The sequence below is a fragment of the Nevskia sp. genome (assembly GCF_023266035.1).
Taxonomy (GTDB): domain Bacteria; phylum Pseudomonadota; class Gammaproteobacteria; order Nevskiales; family Nevskiaceae; genus Nevskia.
Genome location: NZ_JAHFRY010000008.1, coordinates 43,327 through 61,433, shown reverse-complemented (window position 1 = coordinate 61,433; position 18,107 = coordinate 43,327). Strand labels below are relative to the sequence as shown.

Here is an 18,107-nt window from a genome sequence, read left to right as displayed (position 1 = left end):
AAGACCGCATCGTGGTGGCGGACAGCACGCCGGCCGCCGATCTCGTCGAAGCCTTCGTCTGGACGGTCAGCTATCCGGCCGGCCTGCACGCACGGCCGGCGGCGCGCTGGGTCGAAGCGGCGCGCGCCCATGCTGCCCGCGTGCAGGTGCGCAATGGCGATGAAGTGGCCGACGCCAAGAATCTGGTGGCGCTGCTGCAGCTCGGCGCCAAGGCGGGCGATCAGCTCAACATCTCCGCCGAAGGCCGCGATGCCGCCGCCGCACTGGCTCGTTTCCGCAGCCTGATCGACAGCCTGGCCGCCCAGGAAAAGGCCGACGCCGCGCTTGCCGCCCGCCGCGCCGCACAGCCGAAAACGCCGGGCTGGACGCCGCCGGATGCGCTGGTCTGCATCGCCGGCATTGCCGCCAGCCCGGGCCTGGCGATCGGCGTCGTCCATCGCCTGACTGCCGATGCAGCGCCGATCGCCGATCACCCGACGCCGCTCGCCGACGGCGGCACCCGTCTGCACGAAGCGCTGTGCGCGACGCGCCAGCAACTGACGGCGCTGGCCGACGACACCGCGCGCCGCCTCGGCGCCGCCGACGCGGCCATCTTCAAGGCCCACGGCGAGCTGCTCAACGACACCGACCTGATCACCCTGACCTGCCAGCTGATGGTCGAAGGCCATGGCGTGGCCTGGTCCTGGAACGCGGCCGTCGAGCGGATGGCGGCGAAGCTGTCGGCACTCGGCAACGCGGTGCTTGCTGGCCGCGCGGCGGACCTGCGTGACGTCGGCCGCCGCGTGCTCGCCAACATCGATCCGACGCTGGCGCGGGACACCCTGGCGGCACTGCCGGACGCCTGCATCCTGGTCGCCGCCGATCTGTCGCCATCGGACACCGCGACGCTCGATCCGCTGAAGGTCATCGGCCTGGCGACCGGGCAGGGCGGGCCGACTTCGCACACCGCGATCCTCGCCCGCACGCTCGGCCTGCCGGCCCTGGTCGGCGGCGGCGCGGCGCTGCTCGATGTCGCCGAAGGCACGTCGGCGATCGTCGATGGCAGCGGCGGCTGCCTGTATCTGAACCCGTCGCCCGTCGCGATCGCTTCGGCCCAGGCCTGGATCGCCGAGCAGGCCGCCGTGCGCGCTCGCGAAGCGGAAAGCCGCAGCCAGCCGGCGATCACCGTCGACGGTCATGCGGTCGACATCGGCGCCAACATCAACCTGCCCGAGCAGGCGGCGATGGCGCTGGAGCAGGGCGCGGAAGGCGTCGGCCTGATGCGCACCGAATTCCTGTTCCTGGAACGGGCATCGACGCCCAGCGAGGACGAGCAGCACACGATCTACGTGGCGATGGCAGAGGCGCTCGGCGGCCGGCCGCTGATCGTCCGCGCGCTCGACATCGGTGGTGACAAGCAGGTCGCCCATCTCGACCTGCCGCACGAGGAAAACCCGTTCCTCGGTGTCCGTGGCGCGCGCCTGCTGCTGCGCCGTGCCGATCTGCTGGAGCCGCAGCTGCGCGCGCTGTATCGCGCCGCGAAGGACGGCGCGCAACTGAAGATCATGTTTCCGATGATCACCTCGGTGCCGGAAATCCTGGCGCTGCGAGCGATCTGCGAGCGCATCCGCATCGAGCTGGCGGCGCCGTTCGTGCCGCTCGGCATCATGATCGAAGTGCCGGCCGCCGCGATCCAGGCCGACGTGCTGGCGCGCCATGCCGATTTCTTCTCGATCGGCACCAACGACCTCACCCAGTACACGCTGGCGATCGATCGCCAGAACCCGGAGCTCGCCGCCGAAGCCGACAGCCTGCACCCGGCGGTGCTGCGCCTGATCCGGCTTACCGTCGAAGGCGCGGCACGCCATGGCCGCTGGGTCGGCGTCTGCGGTGGGCTGGCCGGTGATCCCTTCGGCGCGGCGCTGCTCGCCGGCCTGGGCGTGCAGGAACTGTCGATGACGCCGCGCGAGATCGCCGCGGTGAAATCACGGCTGCGCGGCAGCCGCATCGATGCGCTGCGCACGCTGGCCGCAAGCGCGCTGGCTTGCGAAACCGCGGCCGAAGTCCGGGCGCTGGACGGAGCCGCGTCATGAGCGCAGCCGTGCTGACCGTCACCCTGAATCCGGCACTCGACCAGACCATCACCCTCGATCGCCTGCGCCTGGGCGAAGTGCATCGCGCCCGCTCGGTGCGCATCGACGCCGCCGGCAAGGGCGTCAACGTCGCTTCCTGTCTGGCCGACTGGGGCGTCGCCACCGCCGTCACCGGCGTGCTCGGTGCCGGCAACGCCACGGCCTTCGATGCGTTGTTCGCGGCCAAGCGGATCGCCGATGGTTTCGTGCGCCGACCCGGCGACACCCGCATCAACGTCAAGCTGCTCGACCTCGAAGCCGCCGACACCACGGACATCAACCTGCCGGGGCTGGTCGTCGATACCGCTGCCTTCGATGCCGTGCGCGCCAAGCTTCTGGAGCACGGCACGGCCGGCAGCATCGTCGTGCTCGCCGGCAGCCTGCCGGCCGGTCTGGCCGATGACAGCTATGCGCGGCTGATCGCCGAACTGGCGGCGCGCGACGTGCGCTGCGTGCTCGATACCAGCGATGCGCCGCTGGTGACCGCGCTCGATGCGCCGCGCGAAGCATTGCCGTACGCGGTGAAGCCGAACCGCCATGAACTCGAAGCCTGGGCCGGCCGCGCGTTATCGACGCAGGCCGAACTGATCGCTGCTGCGCGCGAACTGCAGACGCGCGGCATCACGCTGGTCGCGATCTCGCAAGGCGCCGACGGCGCGCTGTTCCTGCGTGGGGACGAGATCGTGCAGGCGTGGCCGTTGCCGGTCGCGGTCGGCAGCACCGTCGGCGCCGGTGACGCGATGGTCGCCGGGCTGACCGCCGCACTGCTCGCCGAGGCCTCGCTCGAAGAGCTCGCACGTCTGGCCACCGCGTTTGCTGCCGCGAAGCTCGGCTGCGACGGCGCCCATCTACCGCCGCGCGAACAGGTGCTGGCGCTGGCGCAGCAGGTACAGATTCAAAGGCTGGATGGCGTAACTGATCGACGACGAAGCCTGGCCGCTCCCCCCTCTCCCCCCGGGAGAGGGGCAGGGGCTGAGGGAACGCCGTCCCATCAGAAAACGAAAAGCAGCCAGCCGTACGGAGACCAGCAATGACCACCACCATCGCCGTCATCGGTGCCGGCGCGCGCAGCACCCATGCGCTGCTCGCCGCCGAAGCCTTGCGCCGCGCGGCACAGGCCATCGGCGCGGTATTCGCGGTTGAAGTGCGCAGCGATCGCGGCGTGCTCAACGCGCTCGGCGATGCGCAGATCGCCAGCGCCGGCCGCGTGCTGCTGGTCGGCCATGACGATCTCGACGCCGAACGTTTCGCCAGCCTGCAGACTACCTCCGTCAGCATCGAAGACGTGCTGAGCGATGCCGCAGCCGTGCTCGCCAGGCTGCCGGAACCGCTGCCGGCCAAGGTCGTCGCCACCCAGCTGCGCATCGTCGCCGTCACGTCCTGTCCGACCGGCATCGCTCACACCTTCATGGCCGCCGAAGGCCTGCAGCAGGCCGCGAAAGCGCTGGGCCATGCGATCCGCGTCGAAACCCAGGGTTCGGTCGGCGCGCGGGACGGGCTGAGCGACGCCGAGATCCGCGCCGCCGATGTCGTGGTCATCGCCGCCGATCGCGAAGTCGATCTCGCCCGCTTCGTTGGCAAGCGCCTGCTCAAGTCGGCGACCAAGCCGGCGATCAACGATGGCAAGGCGCTGCTGACCCGAGCGCTGGCCGAGGCCACGGTGCACGGCGGCGCTGCGCCGGCATCGAACGCGAAGAAGGCTGAAGCGAACGCTCGCAGCGGCCCCTACAAGCACTTGATGACCGGCGTGTCGTTCATGCTGCCGTTCGTGGTCGCCGGGGGTCTGCTGATCGCGCTCGCCTTTGCGTTCGGTGGCATCTACGCCTATGACGATGCCCATCGCGGCAGCTTGGCTCACGCACTGTTCCAGATCGGCGGCAAGGCGGCGCTGGTGCTGATGGTGCCGGCGCTGGCCGGCTACCTCGCATACTCGATCGCCGATCGTCCCGGCATCGCGCCCGGCATGATCGGCGGCCTGGTCGCGGCCAATCTCGGTGCCGGTTTTCTCGGCGGCATCGCCGCAGGGTTCATCGCCGGCTATGGCACGGACTGGCTGAACCGCCACATCAAGCTGCCACGCAATCTGGAAGGGCTGAAGCCGGTCCTGATCCTGCCGGTGCTCGGCACCTTGCTTACCGGCCTGTCGATGATCTACGTCGTCGGCGGGCCGGTCGCCGAACTGCTCGCCGCGCTCACCACCTGGCTGCGCGGCATGCAGGGTTCGAGCGCGATCCTGCTCGGCCTGCTGCTCGGCGGGATGATGGCCTTCGACATGGGCGGGCCGGTCAACAAGGCGGCCTATGCGTTCTCGACCGGCCTGCTGGCCAGCGAGGTCTACAGCCCGATGGCGGCGGCGATGGTCGGCGGCATGACCGCGCCGCTCGGTGTGGCACTGGCCACCCGCCTGTTCGCCGATCGCTTCACGGCCGAAGAACGCGAAGCCGGCAGCGCAGCGGCGGTGCTCGGCCTGGCCTTCGTCACCGAGGGCGCGATCCCGTTCGCGGCGCGTGATCCGCTGCGGGTGATTCCCTCGCTGGTGCTCGGCTCCGCCGTGGCCGGGGCGATCTCGATGTTCTTCGGCGCCGAACTGAAAGTGCCGCACGGAGGCGTCTTCGTGCTGCCGATCCCGAACGCGGTGACCTCGCTCGGCGGCTATCTGCTGGCGCTGGTGGTCGGCACGGTGCTGACCGCGGTTGCGCTGCGTGTCCTCAAGAAACCTGCTCCCCTGGCCGCGGTGGCCTGACCCTGCACCGGCGGGCTGCGCCCGCCAAGAGAAATCTCATGACGATGCACCTCGGGCGGCCACTGGCCGCCCTGCTGGCCCTGCTGTGCTCGCTGTCCGCATTTGCCGGGAGTTACGAGGACCACGGCTACGCCTTCCTCGCCAGCTACACCGGCGAATCGGCGGCGCTGGTCGATGGCGGCAAGAAGCGCGGCAGCGCCTACGCCGGCCAGTTCTTCGTTGGCGCGGAGGCCGACTTCGGCCGGCTGATCGGCTGGCAGGGTGCCAAGTTCAAGCTCTATGTGGCGAGCCGGCATGGCGACAATCTGGCGATCGACGAGATCGGCAACAGCGTCTCGGTGCAGGAAATCTGGGGCGCGCAGACCGAGCGGCTGGCGAACCTGACGATCGAGCAGAAGCTGTTCGATGACCGCGTGATCATCGAGGCCGGGCGCACCGTCGCCAACATCCATTTTCTCGGCTCCGAGCTGTGCAACTACTTCCAGACCAACTCCGCCTGCGGCAACCCGACCTTCGTGTTCCGCACCAGCGGCTTCACCTACTGGCCGGTGTCGAGCTGGGGCGGCTACGTGAAAACCTTCCTGACGCCGCAGATCTACGTCCACGCCGGCGTGTTCGAGATCAACCCGCTGCAGGCCCGCGACAACCAGCACGGCCTGAACTGGGGCATCGCCGATGCCACCGGCGTGATCGCACCGGTGGCGCTCGGTTATCGCAGCTCGCCGGCCCAGGCGCGGCTGCCAGCGTTCTATGAAATCGGCGGCTGGCGCGATACCTCGCGCTACAGCGATCCGCTGCGCGATGCGAACGGCGACGCGGCCCTGGTCAGCGGCCAGCCCTATGCCTCACGCAGCGAACGTTCCGGCGTGTTCGCGCGCTTCGAGCAGCAAGTCCCCCGGCCGGATCGCAACAGCCCGCGCGGCCTGATCCTGTTCGGCGCAGCACTCTGGGGCACCGCCGGCCAACTGACGCAGGATCGCTTCTTCGAACTTGGCTTCGTGCAGAAAGGCACCTTCACCGGCCGCGATCGCGACAGCCTGGCGTTCGTCATCAACCGCCAGCGCTACAGCGGTGCGGCGCTGGAAAATCTGCGCCTGGCGCGCGACGCGGCTGGCGGCGGCGACACGCCCGCCAACAGCCAATACCTGATGGAACTGAGCTACGGCATCCAGGTGAGCAAGCTGCTGCGAGTCGCGCCGAACCTGCACTACATCATCAACCCGGACAGCTTCTCGGAGCCCAGCCGGACCCGCGATCTCGCCGATGCGCTGGTCGTCGGTCTGAGAGTCGATCTGGCGCTGACGCCGGCGATTGCAGCGATTACCGGACGTTGATGATCGCTAGCAACTCGTCGCAGCGCTGCTGCCGCGCGTCGATGCCGCATCGAAGATCTTCTCGGCATTCGCGGCGAGGAAGTTGCGGAAGATCAGCGGCGAGCCATCGTCGGCCCAGAGCCGTGCGCCATCGGCATCAACGGCCTGAGCGCGCTCGATGATCTCGACGAACTGCTTCTCGCTCTGCGCGTTGCCGATGCTGCCATCGGCTTCCAGCACCGGCGTTGCCATGGTCGCGGCCATCGTCGCCGTCTGGCGCAGCGGGGTAGCCCGCGCGCCCTGGATCGCCGGCAGCATCGTGAAGCCGGCCGCGAGCATCGCCGCCGTCATCGCTTCGATGCCGCCGAAGCCCGCCGATGGCACGTCGATGGTCACGTGATTGAAGTCCGGGCCCAGCGCCAGCGCGCTGGCCGCTTCGCCGGAAACGGCGGCCACCGCATCGAGCGTTGTGCGTGGCATCGGCGGGCCGCTGCGCGCCATCAGCACGTCGACGAAATGGGCGACGAAAGCGTCGCCATCGGTTTCGTTCAAGCCGCCCTGTGCTTCGGCTTTCGCGATCAGCGTGACGAACGCGCCGTGATCGACGGCGGCAGCCTGCGTCGCGCAATCCTCGCGAATCAGCGCCGCGACCATTGGAGGAAACGCGGCGAGATCGACTTGGCTGACGAACACCTTGAACTGGTGCGCGTCATCGCCGACCACCTGCAGATCGAAGCTGATCAGCTTCTTGGCCGGGAACGCATAGCTGCGCTCGCGCTGCAGGCCGAGCACGCGCGCGGCACGGACGAACAGCGCCGCCACCGCCGGGTCCGCCGTGCGGATCGCGCCGTGATCGTTGAGGAAGCGCCCGCCTTGCGCAGCGACCAAGGCCTGCAGCCGAACGAAGTCCGGCACGTTGCGCGCGAACTTCGCGGTGGCGCGGTCGACGAAGCGTTCGCGCAACTGGCGTGGCGACAACAAGGTGCTCATGGCTAGTGCCTCGCGAGCAATCGGCAGATCAGCGCAGATTGTAGGGCGGGAAAGCGGCGTAACCGCGCATCCCGCCACGACGCCCTTGCCGCTGCTTCAGAGACGGCCCAGCAGCTCGCTCTTCTTGGTGTTGAATTCCTGCTCGGTCAGCGCGCCGGCATCGCGCAGCCGGGCCAGCTTTTCGATCAGGCCGATCAGCTCGTCGGCTGATCCACCGCTGCCGATCACCGGCTGCGGGCTGTACGCAGGCGCGGGCTGTTCGTAGGCCGGCGGGGGGGCGACGTATGCCGGCGCCGGTGCTGGCTGCGCGAAATTGTTCTGCGGTGCTTGCGGAAGCCCCAGGCCGGAAACGATCGGCAGGCTGCTGACCGACACCGTGCCGAACTGGCTGCTGAAGCTCAGCGAGGTGTCACCACCCTGCTGTTGGCTGACCCCGCCGATGCTGTGATTGAGCGTGTCGTACACGGTGACCTGGCCGTTGAGCTCCACCGCCAGCCGCTGTGGAAACACCGCATAGCGGATGTTGTTCTGGCCGCCGCTGCTGAACGGGCTGCCGAGATCGCCGGGCCACCACTGGCTGCTGTGGCGCGAGCCGGCTGGCGCCAGCGGAAACATCTGGGTGTTTGCCAGCGCGTTGGACAACTCGTTGCAGAGACTGTCGACCGTGTTCTTCAGGCCGTAATTGAACATGTCGCCGACCATGGTCATGCCGCCGCGCATCCACTGGCCGCCGCCACCGAGTTCCTGACAGTAGAACTGCGCCATCGAGCCGCCGCCGTTGCTGACCGCCACCAGCATGTGCACGACAGCCTCCTGGCTCAGGCCATAACGGCGCGCCAGTTCATCAACCACGTTCTGTCCTGCGGGGGTCAACAGCTGCATGGCGTTCCTTCCGTGGTGACGCTGATGGTGAATATCGCGGAGTATCGGCCTGCCTCGCGAGCCACGAAAAACGTCCGGGGCAAGGAGTAGAGCCAGCGTCTGCCTGATATCGGGCATCGATATCTACGGATATCGGATGAGCAACAAGCGTAGCACGCGAGGTTTTGGGGGCTGGCTCGAAGTCTTGGCCGATGCCTGGAGCAGGGCGGGAAAGCGGCCGGTGTCATGGCCGTGCAGCCCGCTACGCACCGCAGGGCCGCCGGCCATCATTATTTCTCGATGGTCACCACGAGCGCCTGGATCTTGCCCTCCACGGCATCCTTCCCAAACCGCTGTGCGACGGCGGTGGCGGCCTGGTCAGTCGCGACACCGAGTCGCTCAGCATCGCGCGCTTCGATCTCGTTTCGGAGCGGGGTGCCCTGGCAGTAAGCGATGGCCAGCGCTCGGGCCGATGCGGCTCGGCTCCGCGCTGCGAGCGTGACGATCCGGGCCGGCTTGGTGAATCCGGCGCTCGCAAGGTCCCGCTCGATGGTCGACCGGTCGTGGTAACCGTGCGGCGTGCGTGCCAGGAATCGCGGTGGATCCTCAGGGAACACCGCTTCCAGTGCCGTCGTGATGGTGTCGGCGAATTCGTTGTCCGCGATCCGGTCCCAGACATTGAAGATGAACACGCCGCCCGGCTTGAGCACGCGGCGCGCTTCGGAAAACGCTTGGGCCTTGTCAGGAAAGAACATCGCCCCGAACTGGCAGACGACGGCATCAAATTCGCCATCGATGAAGGGCAGGGCCATGGCATCGGCCTGCTGCCACTGGACCGGACGGGCCGTTCCTACCGCAGCGGCCTGATCGAGCATCGCCTGATTGAGGTCTGTGGCAACGATGGAAAAGCGTTCGTTCGGGATGCTTGCCAGTGCACGAGTCACCACGCCGGTGCCGGCAGCGACTTCCAGTATCCGGGACAGCTTCATCGAAGCCAGCCGTTGCTTCAGGTCCGCTGCATACGGTTCAAAGATCAGCGGTACGAGATGCGTTTCGTAGAGCTTCGGAATCGAGCCGGAGAAGAGCTTGTCGATGTCGGGCATGGGAAATCTCCGCATCCGCTATTGAGGGGTAGGGCGGGAAAGCGGCCGGCGGTATGGCCGCGCATCCCGCCATATGTGGTGGTCAGCGTGTCGCGGAAGGCGGGATGCGCCTGTGGCTTTTCCGCACGCGGGCTTTACAAAGCGTGAACGGTGCAAGAATTTTCGATGGTGTTTGCCGTGTCGTGAACACTCCTCTTCAAGCCGCCCGCAAAGCCACCGCAATCTGCATCCGCGCCGCCCGCAGCGCTGGAAAGAATCCACCCAGAAAGCCGACGAACAAGCTCAACACCAGTCCATTGATCAGCAGGGTCGGCGTCACGCGGAAGCTGAAGGCGACCTGGGTGAAGCCGGCGCCCAGTGTCGACACCGTGTAGCCGTTGAAGAAGGCATAGGCACCCACGGCGCCGATCAGGCCGCCGATCAGGGCGAGCACCATGGCTTCCATCACCGTTGCGGCGATGACCACGCCGCCACCGAAGCCGAGGGCACGTAGCGTGGCGATCTCGACGGTTCTCGCCGCGACGGCCGAGTACATGGTGTTCAGCGCGGCGAAGATCGCGCCCAGGCCCATGATCACGCCGACGACGCTGACCAGCACGCCGATGGTCTTGGTGAAGCTGCGCGACTGCGAAGAGAAGTATTCGACTTCGTTCTGCACGTCGACCTGCAGGCGCGGGTCGGTGGTCAGGCTGTCCTTGAAGGCCTGGAACGCGGACGGGTCGTCAAGCTTGACCAGCAGCGAGGAATAGCCGTTGCGGCGGAACGCCGATTGCGCGGTTTCGATGTCGACCAGCACCTCGGATTCATGGGCATCGCCGTTCGATGCGAAGACGCCGACCACGGTCCATAGCGAGCCGCGAATCTGCACGGCGCTGCCGATGTCCAGCCCGATGAACTGCTCGCGGGCTTTCAGGCCGACGATCAGTTCCTGCAGGCCCGGCTTGAAGCTGCGACCTTCGACGATCTGCAGCTCCGGACGAATCGTGAAGCCGGCGGGGCCGATGCCGCGCAGCGAGACATTGCTGTCGGTATTCGAGCGGCGCAGCGGCCGTTCGGCGATCAGGCTCAGTTCGCCGGAGGCCAGCGGCTTGCCGTCCTCGCCTTTGGCAACACCCGGTGCCTGTTCGATGACGATGGCCTGATCGCGGGTGAAGAAGCTCGACAGTTCCGAATTCGAGCCGCCTCTGAGCACGATCGCGCGATCGGCGCTGCCCGTAGCACGCAAGGTGGCGACCATGCCGGCGGACATCGACTGCAGTGCGGTGACCACGCCGACGACACCGGCAAGGCCGACGACGATCACCAAGGTCGCGCCCCAGCGTGCCGGCACACTTTTCAGGTTGATGCTGATCAGCTTGAACATCTGGGCCAGAAATTTCATGTCCTATCTCCCGGCCAGCGCATCAACTATTTGCAATCTTCTTGCTCGCAGTGCTGGGAAAATCCCCACCGCAAACGCCAGCAGCAGCATGGTTACGAATGCCTGCGCCCAGACGATCGGCTGCACGCTCACCGGCGCGCCGTTCAATGCGCCGCTGACGCCCTTGGCCGCGCCGATCGCCAACACCATGCCGAGTGCGGCGCCGACGAAGCACAGCAGCAAAGCTTCGGCGAGCACCAGGCCGGTGACTTGGCCGTCGCTGAAACCGAGCGTCTTCAGCACCGCGAATTCGGGAATGCGCTCGCGCACCGCCTGGCTCATGGTGTTGCCGATCACCAGCAGGATGGTGAAGAACACCGCGCCGAGAATGCCGGTGACGATCAGGCCGATGTCGCCGATCTGGCGTACGAAGCTCAGGTTCCAGTCCTTCTCGGTCTGGGTCTTGGTTTCATCCGGCGAGTTCTCGAACTGCTTGTCGATGTCCCGCGCGATGCGCTCGGAATCGTCCGGGTTGTCGACTCTCACGATGTAGACGCCGGCCGAGCCCTGGCCGAACTGGCGGGCTTCATCGAACTGGCCGAAGTTCAGATACATCAGATTCGAGCGGCCTGCCCAGTCATCGTCCTTGCCGTCGAAGATGCCGACCACGTCCCATTCCCAGGTACTGCCGCCGTCCTTGCGGGTGAAGATGAAGGACTTCAGCGGTACCTTGTCGCCGACCTTGAAGCCGTACTGCTCGGCGAGCTTGCGGCCGACGATGGCACCGGTCCTGGTGCGCGTGAAGGCCTCGCGCTGCTCGGCCGGAAGTATCCACTCGGGATAGGCATCGAGCAGGCGTTCCGGGTCCACCGCGAACTGCGCGAAGAAGTTGCGCTCGTCGATGTAGATGCCGCCGAAGAACTGCGACCAGGCGACCCGGGCAACCCCGGGCACCGATTCGATCCGCTGCAACAGCGAGAGCGGCAGGGGCTGCGTGAAGCTGACCTTGGCTTGCGTGATCAGGCGATTGGCACCGACAAAATCGGCGCCCGAGCTGAACAGCACGCTGACCGCCTGCAACAGACCGAACAACATGAACGCGGCGATCAGGCTCAGCATGGTCAGGATCAGCCGGGTTTTCTTGTGGAACAGATTGGCCCAGACCAATGGCAGGAATTTCATGGCGTCACCTCGGACTGTTCTGGAAGTTAATGCGAGTCACCGGAGGTGACGAGCGCTCCCTTATCCATGTCGAGTCGATGCGTTGCGTACTCCGCCGCCTTCGCATCATGCGTGACCATGACGATGGTCTTGCCGTGGTTGCGGTTCAGTTGCTGCAGCAGGGTGAGGATTTCGTCGGCGGTCTTGCGGTCGAGATCGCCGGTGGGTTCGTCGCAGACCAGCAATGTCGGATCGGCAACCAAAGCTCGGGCAATCGCGACTCTCTGCTGCTGGCCGCCGGACAGTTCGCTCGGCTTGTGGGTGGCGCGATCGGCGAGACCGACGACGGCGAGCGCAGCGGCCACATTCTTCTTCCGCTGCGCCTTGCTCAAGGAAGTGAGCAGCAGCGGCAGTTCGACATTGGCTTCGGCGCTGAGCACCGGCAGCAGGTTGTAGAACTGGAACACGAAGCCGACGTGGCGGGCGCGCCACTTGGCGAGCTGGCCGGAGGACAGCTGATCGATGCGCTTGCCGTCGACGACGATCTCGCCAGCGCTGGGCTTGTCGAGCCCGCCGATCAGGTTCAGCAGGGTGGTCTTGCCCGAGCCGCTGGGGCCCATCAGCGCGAGGAAATCGCCGCTGGCGATGTCGAGGTCGAGCGCCTGCAGCACGTCGACGGTCTGCTTGCCACGGGTGTAGCGCTTGGCCACGCCGCGAATCGATACCAGGGTCGTCATGGGGCTGCTCCGTTGCTGCTGATGAGGGTCAGTTGGGTTTCTGGACGACGATCGCCGCGCCGTCCTTGAGTTTGGCGAGATCGCCGATGGCCACTTGATCACCGGTGCTGAGCCCGGCGATCACGGTCTGTTCAGTGCCGGATTTCGCGCCGAGTTTCACCGCGCGGCGCTCCACGGTCTTGCCGCGGATCAGGAACACTGCACCCGTTTCGCCGCTGCCAAGCACCGCGGTGGACGGCACGATGACCCCCGCCGGTTCCGGGCTGCCAGCTTTCGGTGCGGCGCCGAGGAAGGACACGCGGGCACCCATCTCCGGCAGCACGCGGGCGTCCTTCTCCTTGAACGCGACGCGAACCTTCACCGTCGCCTTGCTGCGATCGGCGGTCGGGATCACCGCGATCACTTCGGCGGGAATGCTCCAGTCCGGATAGGCGTTGAGCTTGATCACCGCCGGCTGGGCGGCGCTGACCCGGTTGATGAAGTTCTCGTTGACGTCGACTTCCACTTCCAGCGAATCCATGTCGACGACGGTGCCGATGCCGGTGCGCGTGAAGCCGCCGCCGGCCGACAGCGGCGAAACGATTTCGCCGACCTGCGCCGCCTTCACGGTGATCACGCCGGCGAACGGCGCGCGCACCGTGGTGTCGTCGAAGCTGCGCTGGGCGACGTCGACAGCGCGCGCGGCCACCGCGACATTGCGCTCCGCCACGTTGTAGCTGGCGCGCAGGCCATCGAGCGTGGTCTGTGCGGTATCGAGTTCGGCAACGCTGATGAACTTCTGCTCCACCAGCCCCTTGCGGCGCGACACATCACGCTCGGCATTGGCGACGTTGACCCGCACCTGGGTCGCGCTGGCGCGGGACGATTCCAGCTGCGCGCGCGCCTGTTCCAGCGAGGCGCGGATATTGGTGTCATCGAGCCGGGCGACGATCTGATTGGCTTCCACCCGGCTGCCTTCCTCGATCAGCACCTCGGTGACCAGGCCGGTGATCTTGGCGGATACGGTCGCCGCGCGGCGGGCGACGACATAGCCGGCGGCATCGAGCAGCGAACTGCCACCGGCGCTGCCGTTCGACGCCGCAGCTTTCGCGGTGGCGACTGTCACCGGCAGGCCCGCAGGCTTGCCGAACAGGAACCAGGCGATGCCGGCGCCGACCAGCAGCACGACGGCGATCCACCACTTCTTTCCGCCACGGCCGCCGTCCTCGGGCTCATTGCTGCGATCGATACGGAGCTGATCGAGCAACGCGGATTTGTCGTCCATGACCTGTAGGGAATAGGTAAAAGTGGTGCCGCAAGCATAGTGGAAACCGGCTCCGCCACCGGCCGGCAGAACCGGCTTTCAGGGGCTTCAGACTAGGTATTCCGGCGGGCCCGAGACAGTCCCGATCGTCATCGCGCCGGCATGACGTTTGTCATATCGGCGACTTTCGAAACGGAGTCTGGCCCGGCGTTTCTCCGGCTTGTCACAATCGGCCCCGATACTGCGCGCGAAAACCACGACCCCATGGGAGAAGCGCAATGGCGAAGATCGCGCATCCGGACAAGCCGGAGAAGGCCACGTATCACTACCGCACCATCTGGCTGTCCGACATTCACCTCGGCACGCCCGGCTGCAAGGCCGAGTTCCTGACCGATTTCCTGAAGCGCAACCACTGCGACACGCTGTATCTCGTCGGCGACATCATCGACGGCTGGAAGCTGAAGAGCGGCTGGTACTGGCCGCAGGAACACACCAATGTCATCCGCCGCATCCTGACCAAGGCCAAGCGCGATACCCAGGTCATCTATGTGACCGGCAACCACGACGAGTTCCTGCGCAAGTTCGTCGACTACCGTCTGGAAATCGGCAACATCAAGCTGGTCAACGAAGCGATCCACGAGACCGCCGACGGCCGCAAGCTGCTGGTGCTGCATGGCGATTACTTCGACGTCATCACCCGCTATCACCGCTGGGTGGCGCTGGCCGGCGACATGGCCTACGAAACGATGATGAGCACCAATTACTGGTTCAACCGCCTGCGCTCGATGGCCGGGCTGCGCTACTGGTCGCTGTCGGCGTACGCGAAGCAGAAGGTCAAGAACGCGGTCAGCATCGTCTCCAGCTTCGAAGAAGCCGTGGCCCGCGAATGCAAGCGCCGCGGCCTCGATGGCGTGGTCTGCGGCCACATCCACCACGCCGAGATTCGCGACATCAACGGTGTCGAGTACCACAACTGCGGCGACTGGGTGGAAAGCTGCACCGCGCTGGCCGAAGACATGAACGGCAAGATCTCGGTGATCCGCTGGGTCGAGATCGACCATCTCAACGAACGCCCGAAAGTCACGCCGCTGAAGCGGGCGGCGAAGGCGATTGGGGTGGCGGCTTGAGGTATGGCGTTTCCCAGGAACCGGCGTCATTCCTGAATAGATAGGGTGGGGGTCACTGGCTGCCTCGTCGGCGATAATCGCCGGGGGTCTGATCGAACCATCGTCGGAAAGCCCGGGTGAAGCTGGCAGTGTCGCCATAGCCCAGTTGCAGTGCCACCTCGTCGATCTTCATCTCGGTGCCTTCCAGTAACCGCGCGGCGAGTTGCTTGCGTTCCGCCTCAACCACATTGCGAAAGCTCGAGCCGTCTTCTTCCAGCCTGCGCCGCAAGCTTCGCGGCGCCATCGCCAGCGCATGCGCGACATCTTCGATCGAGGCCGTCAGACCCAGCGGACCCAGGAGGAGTTGCCGGACTTGCCCGACCACGCCGGCGACCTGGCGACGTTCCAGCTGAGCACGACACTGGTGCTCCAGCAGACGCACCAGGTGAGCGTCATACATCGGCAGAACCGTCTCCGCATCCTGGCGATGTATGACGATCGCATTGCGCGCACTTCCGTATTGCGGCGCGATACCGCAGAGGCTGTGGATTCGCGCTGCGTGGTCCGGCGCCCGTCCCTGATATTCCAGACGCTGGACGCGGACACCAGACAAACCCAGTTCGCGAAGCAGGTTCATGGCGGTGGCAGTATCCCGCTCCAGAAGGAACTGCCGAAGGTGCTGCGGTATCGCGCTCGGATCTGCACTGACACCGAATTCGTCCTGATCGGCGAATGCCTCGAGCACGCAGTACGCCGTGCTGAGCGGTAGATAGCGCAGCGCGCTCTCGACGGCTTCGCGCAGATTCCGGCTGATGCGCATCACGAATCCGAAGACGCCGAAGGTGGCAACGGTGTACTGAAGTCCCAGTTCGAATCCCAGCGCCGGCAACTGGGGCAGCGCGAGGATGAGATTTTCGATCAGGCGCATCTCCTGCTCGCGGGCGATCAAGGCATCCGGGTCATGCAGTTGCGCCTCGGCGATGCCGGTTCCCAGCAGGCAGGTCTCGACATCAACGCCGTGACGCGCTGCAAAGTTGACCATAACCTGAGCGATGGCGACGGGATGCTGGATGGTGGTCTGCGCAAACATTCAGGTCCTCGGGCTTCCAAGATCGATCTGCCCGGCGTCATGCAGGCCGGAAATGCATTGAACCAGGCCGGTAATGCGCTGTCCGCCCCCGTGAACGGCCACTAAAATTGTTGGCACGACGTCCTACTCATTGGAGTAACGCATGCAACACGACCTGACCGCCCTGAACAAGCAGGCCATCGCCACAGCGAGGGAATTCACCGGGCAATTTGCATGGCAGACAGTGGCGCTGGTGCTGTTGGTGCTCACGGCCTTCGTCGCCAACCTCTGGATGTTCGCGGCAGGGGCCACGCCTTTCTGGGCTGCTGCCCTGATCTATGCGGCGCTGACCTACTTATCGTATACGCCGCTGCACGAGGCCGCGCACGGCAACATCCATGGCAGCAACGACCGGCTCAAATGGGTAAATGATGTCTGCGGGTATCTCGTCGCGCCGATCATCATGGTGCCGTACTCCACCCATACCGTCGAGCACTTCACCCATCACCGCTACACCAATCAGCCGGACAAGGATCCGGACTATGTGGTGCACGGAATGCGGCACGGCCTGCTGGGTTTCCTTGCCAGCGGCTTCCGGTTCTTGTGGGTGCAGAACGCCTTCCTCTTCCGCGGCTACTGGGCGACTGCACCGCTGCAAGAGAAGGCGACGTTCTTCGCTGAAGTGGCATTTGCCATCGGTTGGCGTGTTGCCGTACTGCTGCTCGTGTCGCGGGACTCCACTCCGGTCTTGCTCGTTCTGGGCTATCTGAGCGGCGCTTTCTTCACGGTGTACTGGTTCGCCTATCGGCCGCACTTGCCGTACGAAGAGTCGGCACGCTATCGCACGACCAACAGTCTCATCATGCCGGTGTGGATGAAACCCGTGGAATGGTTCTGGATGGGGCAGAACCTGCACTCAGTGCATCACTTGTTCCCGCGCGTGCCGTTCTATCGTTATCACGCACTCCATCGCCGCATCGAACCCATCTTGCGTGCTCATGGAACTCCCGTGATCGGAATTATCAGCCGACAGGCCGTTCCCGAGATGAATGGCTTTGGCGTTCGGCAATAGAAGAGATTGCTCCTGTCCCGCTCGGGCCGGGTGCCTGCCTGCGCAGACATGACGGTCGGCATGAGCCTCCACATGAGCCTCTAGGGTATCCAAAAAAAACGGCGCCTTTCGGCGCCGTTTTTCGGTTCAGCCAAGGCTCAAGCTTTACCCGCAAGCTGCGCCACGATCCCCGGATTCTCCAAAGTCGACACGTCCTGCGTGATCTCCTCGCCCTTGGCGATCGAGCGCAGCAGCCGCCGCATGATCTTGCCGCTGCGGGTTTTCGGCAGGCCATCGGCGAGGCGGATGTCGTCCGGCTTGGCGATCGGGCCGATTTCCTTGGCCACGTGTTCGCGGAGTTCCTTGATCAGCGCCAGCGCTTCGTCGCCGGTCGGGCGCACGCCCTTGCAGATGACGAAGGCGCAGACCGCTTCGCCCTTGACCTCGTGCGGACGGCCGACGACGGCGGCTTCGGCAACGCGGGGATGCGAGACCAGGGCGGACTCCACTTCCATCGTGCCCAGGCGATGGCCGGAGACATTCAGCACGTCGTCGGTGCGGCCGAGAATCCAGTAGTAGCCGTCTTCGTCGCGATGAGTGGAATCGCCGGCGACGTAGAGATGGGTGCCATCCGGGCGGACCGGGAACTGGCCGTAATAGGTTTTCTTGTAGCGCTCGTTGTCGCCCCAGATGGTGCGCAGCATCGACGGCCAGGGCTTGGTGATGACCAGATAACCGCCGGCAGTCTTGCCGACCACGGGCTCGCCCATCTCGTCGACAACATCGGCGAACAGGCCGGGCAGCGGCTGGGTGCAGGAACCCGGCTTGGTCGGTGTGGCACCGGGCAGCGGGCTCATCATGATGCTGCCGGTTTCGGTCTGCCACCAGGTATCGACGATCGGCAGACGCTCCTTGCCGATCACCCGGTGGTACCACATCCAGGCTTCTGGATTGATCGGTTCGCCGACGCTGCCGAGCAGGCGCAGCTTGCTCAGGTCGTACTGGTTGGGGATTTCCTCGCCGGACTTCATCAGCGCGCGGATCGCGGTGGGCGCGGTGTAGAAGATGGTCACGCCGTGGTCCTGGCAGATCTTCCAGAAGCGGCCGGCGTCCGGGACGGTAGGCACGCCTTCGTAGATCATCACGGTGGCGCCATTGGCCAGCGGGCCGTAGACGACGTAGCTGTGGCCGGTCACCCAGCCGACGTCCGCCGTACACCAGAACAGATCGTCATCCTTGAGATCGAATACCCACTGGGC

General features: G+C 65.8%; 14 protein-coding genes and 1 pseudogene. 6 read left to right on the top strand and 9 right to left on the bottom strand.

Going from position 1 to position 18,107, the window contains the following annotated elements:
- From ptsP to Q0D45_RS01870, 4 genes are all read left to right on the top strand, one after another.
- Positions 1–2,072, top strand: a 2,072-nt coding sequence (gene ptsP / locus Q0D45_RS01885) for a phosphoenolpyruvate--protein phosphotransferase (RefSeq protein ID WP_293387728.1), incomplete at its 5' end; no start/stop codon positions are given.
- A complete protein-coding gene (pfkB, locus tag Q0D45_RS01880) occupies positions 2,069–3,145 on the top strand; it encodes a 1-phosphofructokinase (protein WP_293387726.1) in 1,077 nt (358 codons plus the stop codon). The genes ptsP and pfkB, both read left to right, overlap by 4 nt.
- Complete coding sequence (locus tag Q0D45_RS01875; protein WP_293387724.1) at positions 3,142–4,854, top strand: PTS fructose transporter subunit IIC; 1,713 nt, start codon at positions 3,142–3,144, stop codon at positions 4,852–4,854. Before pfkB ends, Q0D45_RS01875 begins: the two co-directional genes overlap by 4 nt.
- 38 nt (positions 4,855–4,892) lie before the next feature.
- Positions 4,893–6,188 (top strand): carbohydrate porin, encoded by a 1,296-nt coding sequence (locus Q0D45_RS01870; RefSeq protein WP_293387722.1) that lies wholly within the window; start codon positions 4,893–4,895, stop codon positions 6,186–6,188.
- Positions 6,189–6,194: 6 nt separating this feature from the next.
- On the opposite strand, the gene Q0D45_RS01865 is transcribed toward Q0D45_RS01870, so the two are convergent.
- From Q0D45_RS01865 to Q0D45_RS01835, 7 genes are all read right to left on the bottom strand, one after another.
- A complete protein-coding gene (locus Q0D45_RS01865; protein ID WP_293387720.1) occupies positions 6,195–7,157 on the bottom strand; it encodes a DUF1338 family protein in 963 nt (320 codons plus the stop codon).
- Positions 7,158–7,253: 96 nt separating this feature from the next.
- The gene (locus tag Q0D45_RS01860) at positions 7,254–8,039 is read right to left on the bottom strand and encodes an SHOCT domain-containing protein (protein WP_293387718.1); all 786 of its coding nucleotides are present in this window, start codon (positions 8,037–8,039) and stop codon (positions 7,254–7,256) included.
- 269 nt (positions 8,040–8,308) lie between these two features.
- Complete coding sequence (locus Q0D45_RS01855; protein WP_293387716.1) at positions 8,309–9,121, bottom strand: class I SAM-dependent methyltransferase; 813 nt, start codon at positions 9,119–9,121, stop codon at positions 8,309–8,311.
- 196 nt (positions 9,122–9,317) lie between these two features.
- Positions 9,318–10,502 (bottom strand): ABC transporter permease, encoded by a 1,185-nt coding sequence (locus Q0D45_RS01850; RefSeq protein ID WP_293387714.1) that lies wholly within the window; start codon positions 10,500–10,502, stop codon positions 9,318–9,320.
- A gap of 3 nt (positions 10,503–10,505) precedes the next feature.
- Positions 10,506–11,663: an FtsX-like permease family protein gene (locus Q0D45_RS01845; RefSeq protein WP_293387712.1), complete on the bottom strand. Its 1,158-nt coding sequence runs from the start codon at positions 11,661–11,663 to the stop codon at positions 10,506–10,508.
- Positions 11,664–11,689: 26 nt separating this feature from the next.
- Positions 11,690–12,379 (bottom strand): ABC transporter ATP-binding protein, encoded by a 690-nt coding sequence (locus tag Q0D45_RS01840; protein WP_293387710.1) that lies wholly within the window; start codon positions 12,377–12,379, stop codon positions 11,690–11,692.
- A 28-nt stretch (positions 12,380–12,407) separates the two neighbouring features.
- Positions 12,408–13,643 (bottom strand): efflux RND transporter periplasmic adaptor subunit, encoded by a 1,236-nt coding sequence (locus Q0D45_RS01835; RefSeq protein WP_293387708.1) that lies wholly within the window; start codon positions 13,641–13,643, stop codon positions 12,408–12,410.
- Between the two features lie 257 nt (positions 13,644–13,900).
- Between Q0D45_RS01835 and Q0D45_RS01830 the strand changes: the two genes are divergently transcribed.
- Positions 13,901–14,749 carry a UDP-2,3-diacylglucosamine diphosphatase gene (locus Q0D45_RS01830; RefSeq protein ID WP_293387706.1) on the top strand — a complete coding sequence of 283 codons (849 nt, stop codon included), beginning with the start codon at positions 13,901–13,903 and terminating at the stop codon, positions 14,747–14,749.
- A 52-nt stretch (positions 14,750–14,801) separates the two neighbouring features.
- Here Q0D45_RS01830 and Q0D45_RS01825 read toward each other — a convergent pair whose 3' ends face one another.
- A complete protein-coding gene (locus tag Q0D45_RS01825; protein ID WP_293387704.1) occupies positions 14,802–15,818 on the bottom strand; it encodes an AraC family transcriptional regulator in 1,017 nt (338 codons plus the stop codon).
- Positions 15,819–15,960: 142 nt separating this feature from the next.
- Between Q0D45_RS01825 and Q0D45_RS01820 the strand changes: the two genes are divergently transcribed.
- Positions 15,961–16,869 (top strand): fatty acid desaturase, encoded by a 909-nt coding sequence (locus Q0D45_RS01820; RefSeq protein ID WP_293387702.1) that lies wholly within the window; start codon positions 15,961–15,963, stop codon positions 16,867–16,869.
- A gap of 137 nt (positions 16,870–17,006) precedes the next feature.
- On the opposite strand, the pseudogene Q0D45_RS01815 reads toward Q0D45_RS01820, so the two are convergent.
- Positions 17,007–18,107 (bottom strand): annotated as a pseudogene (locus tag Q0D45_RS01815) (AMP-binding protein); the annotation flags it as partial.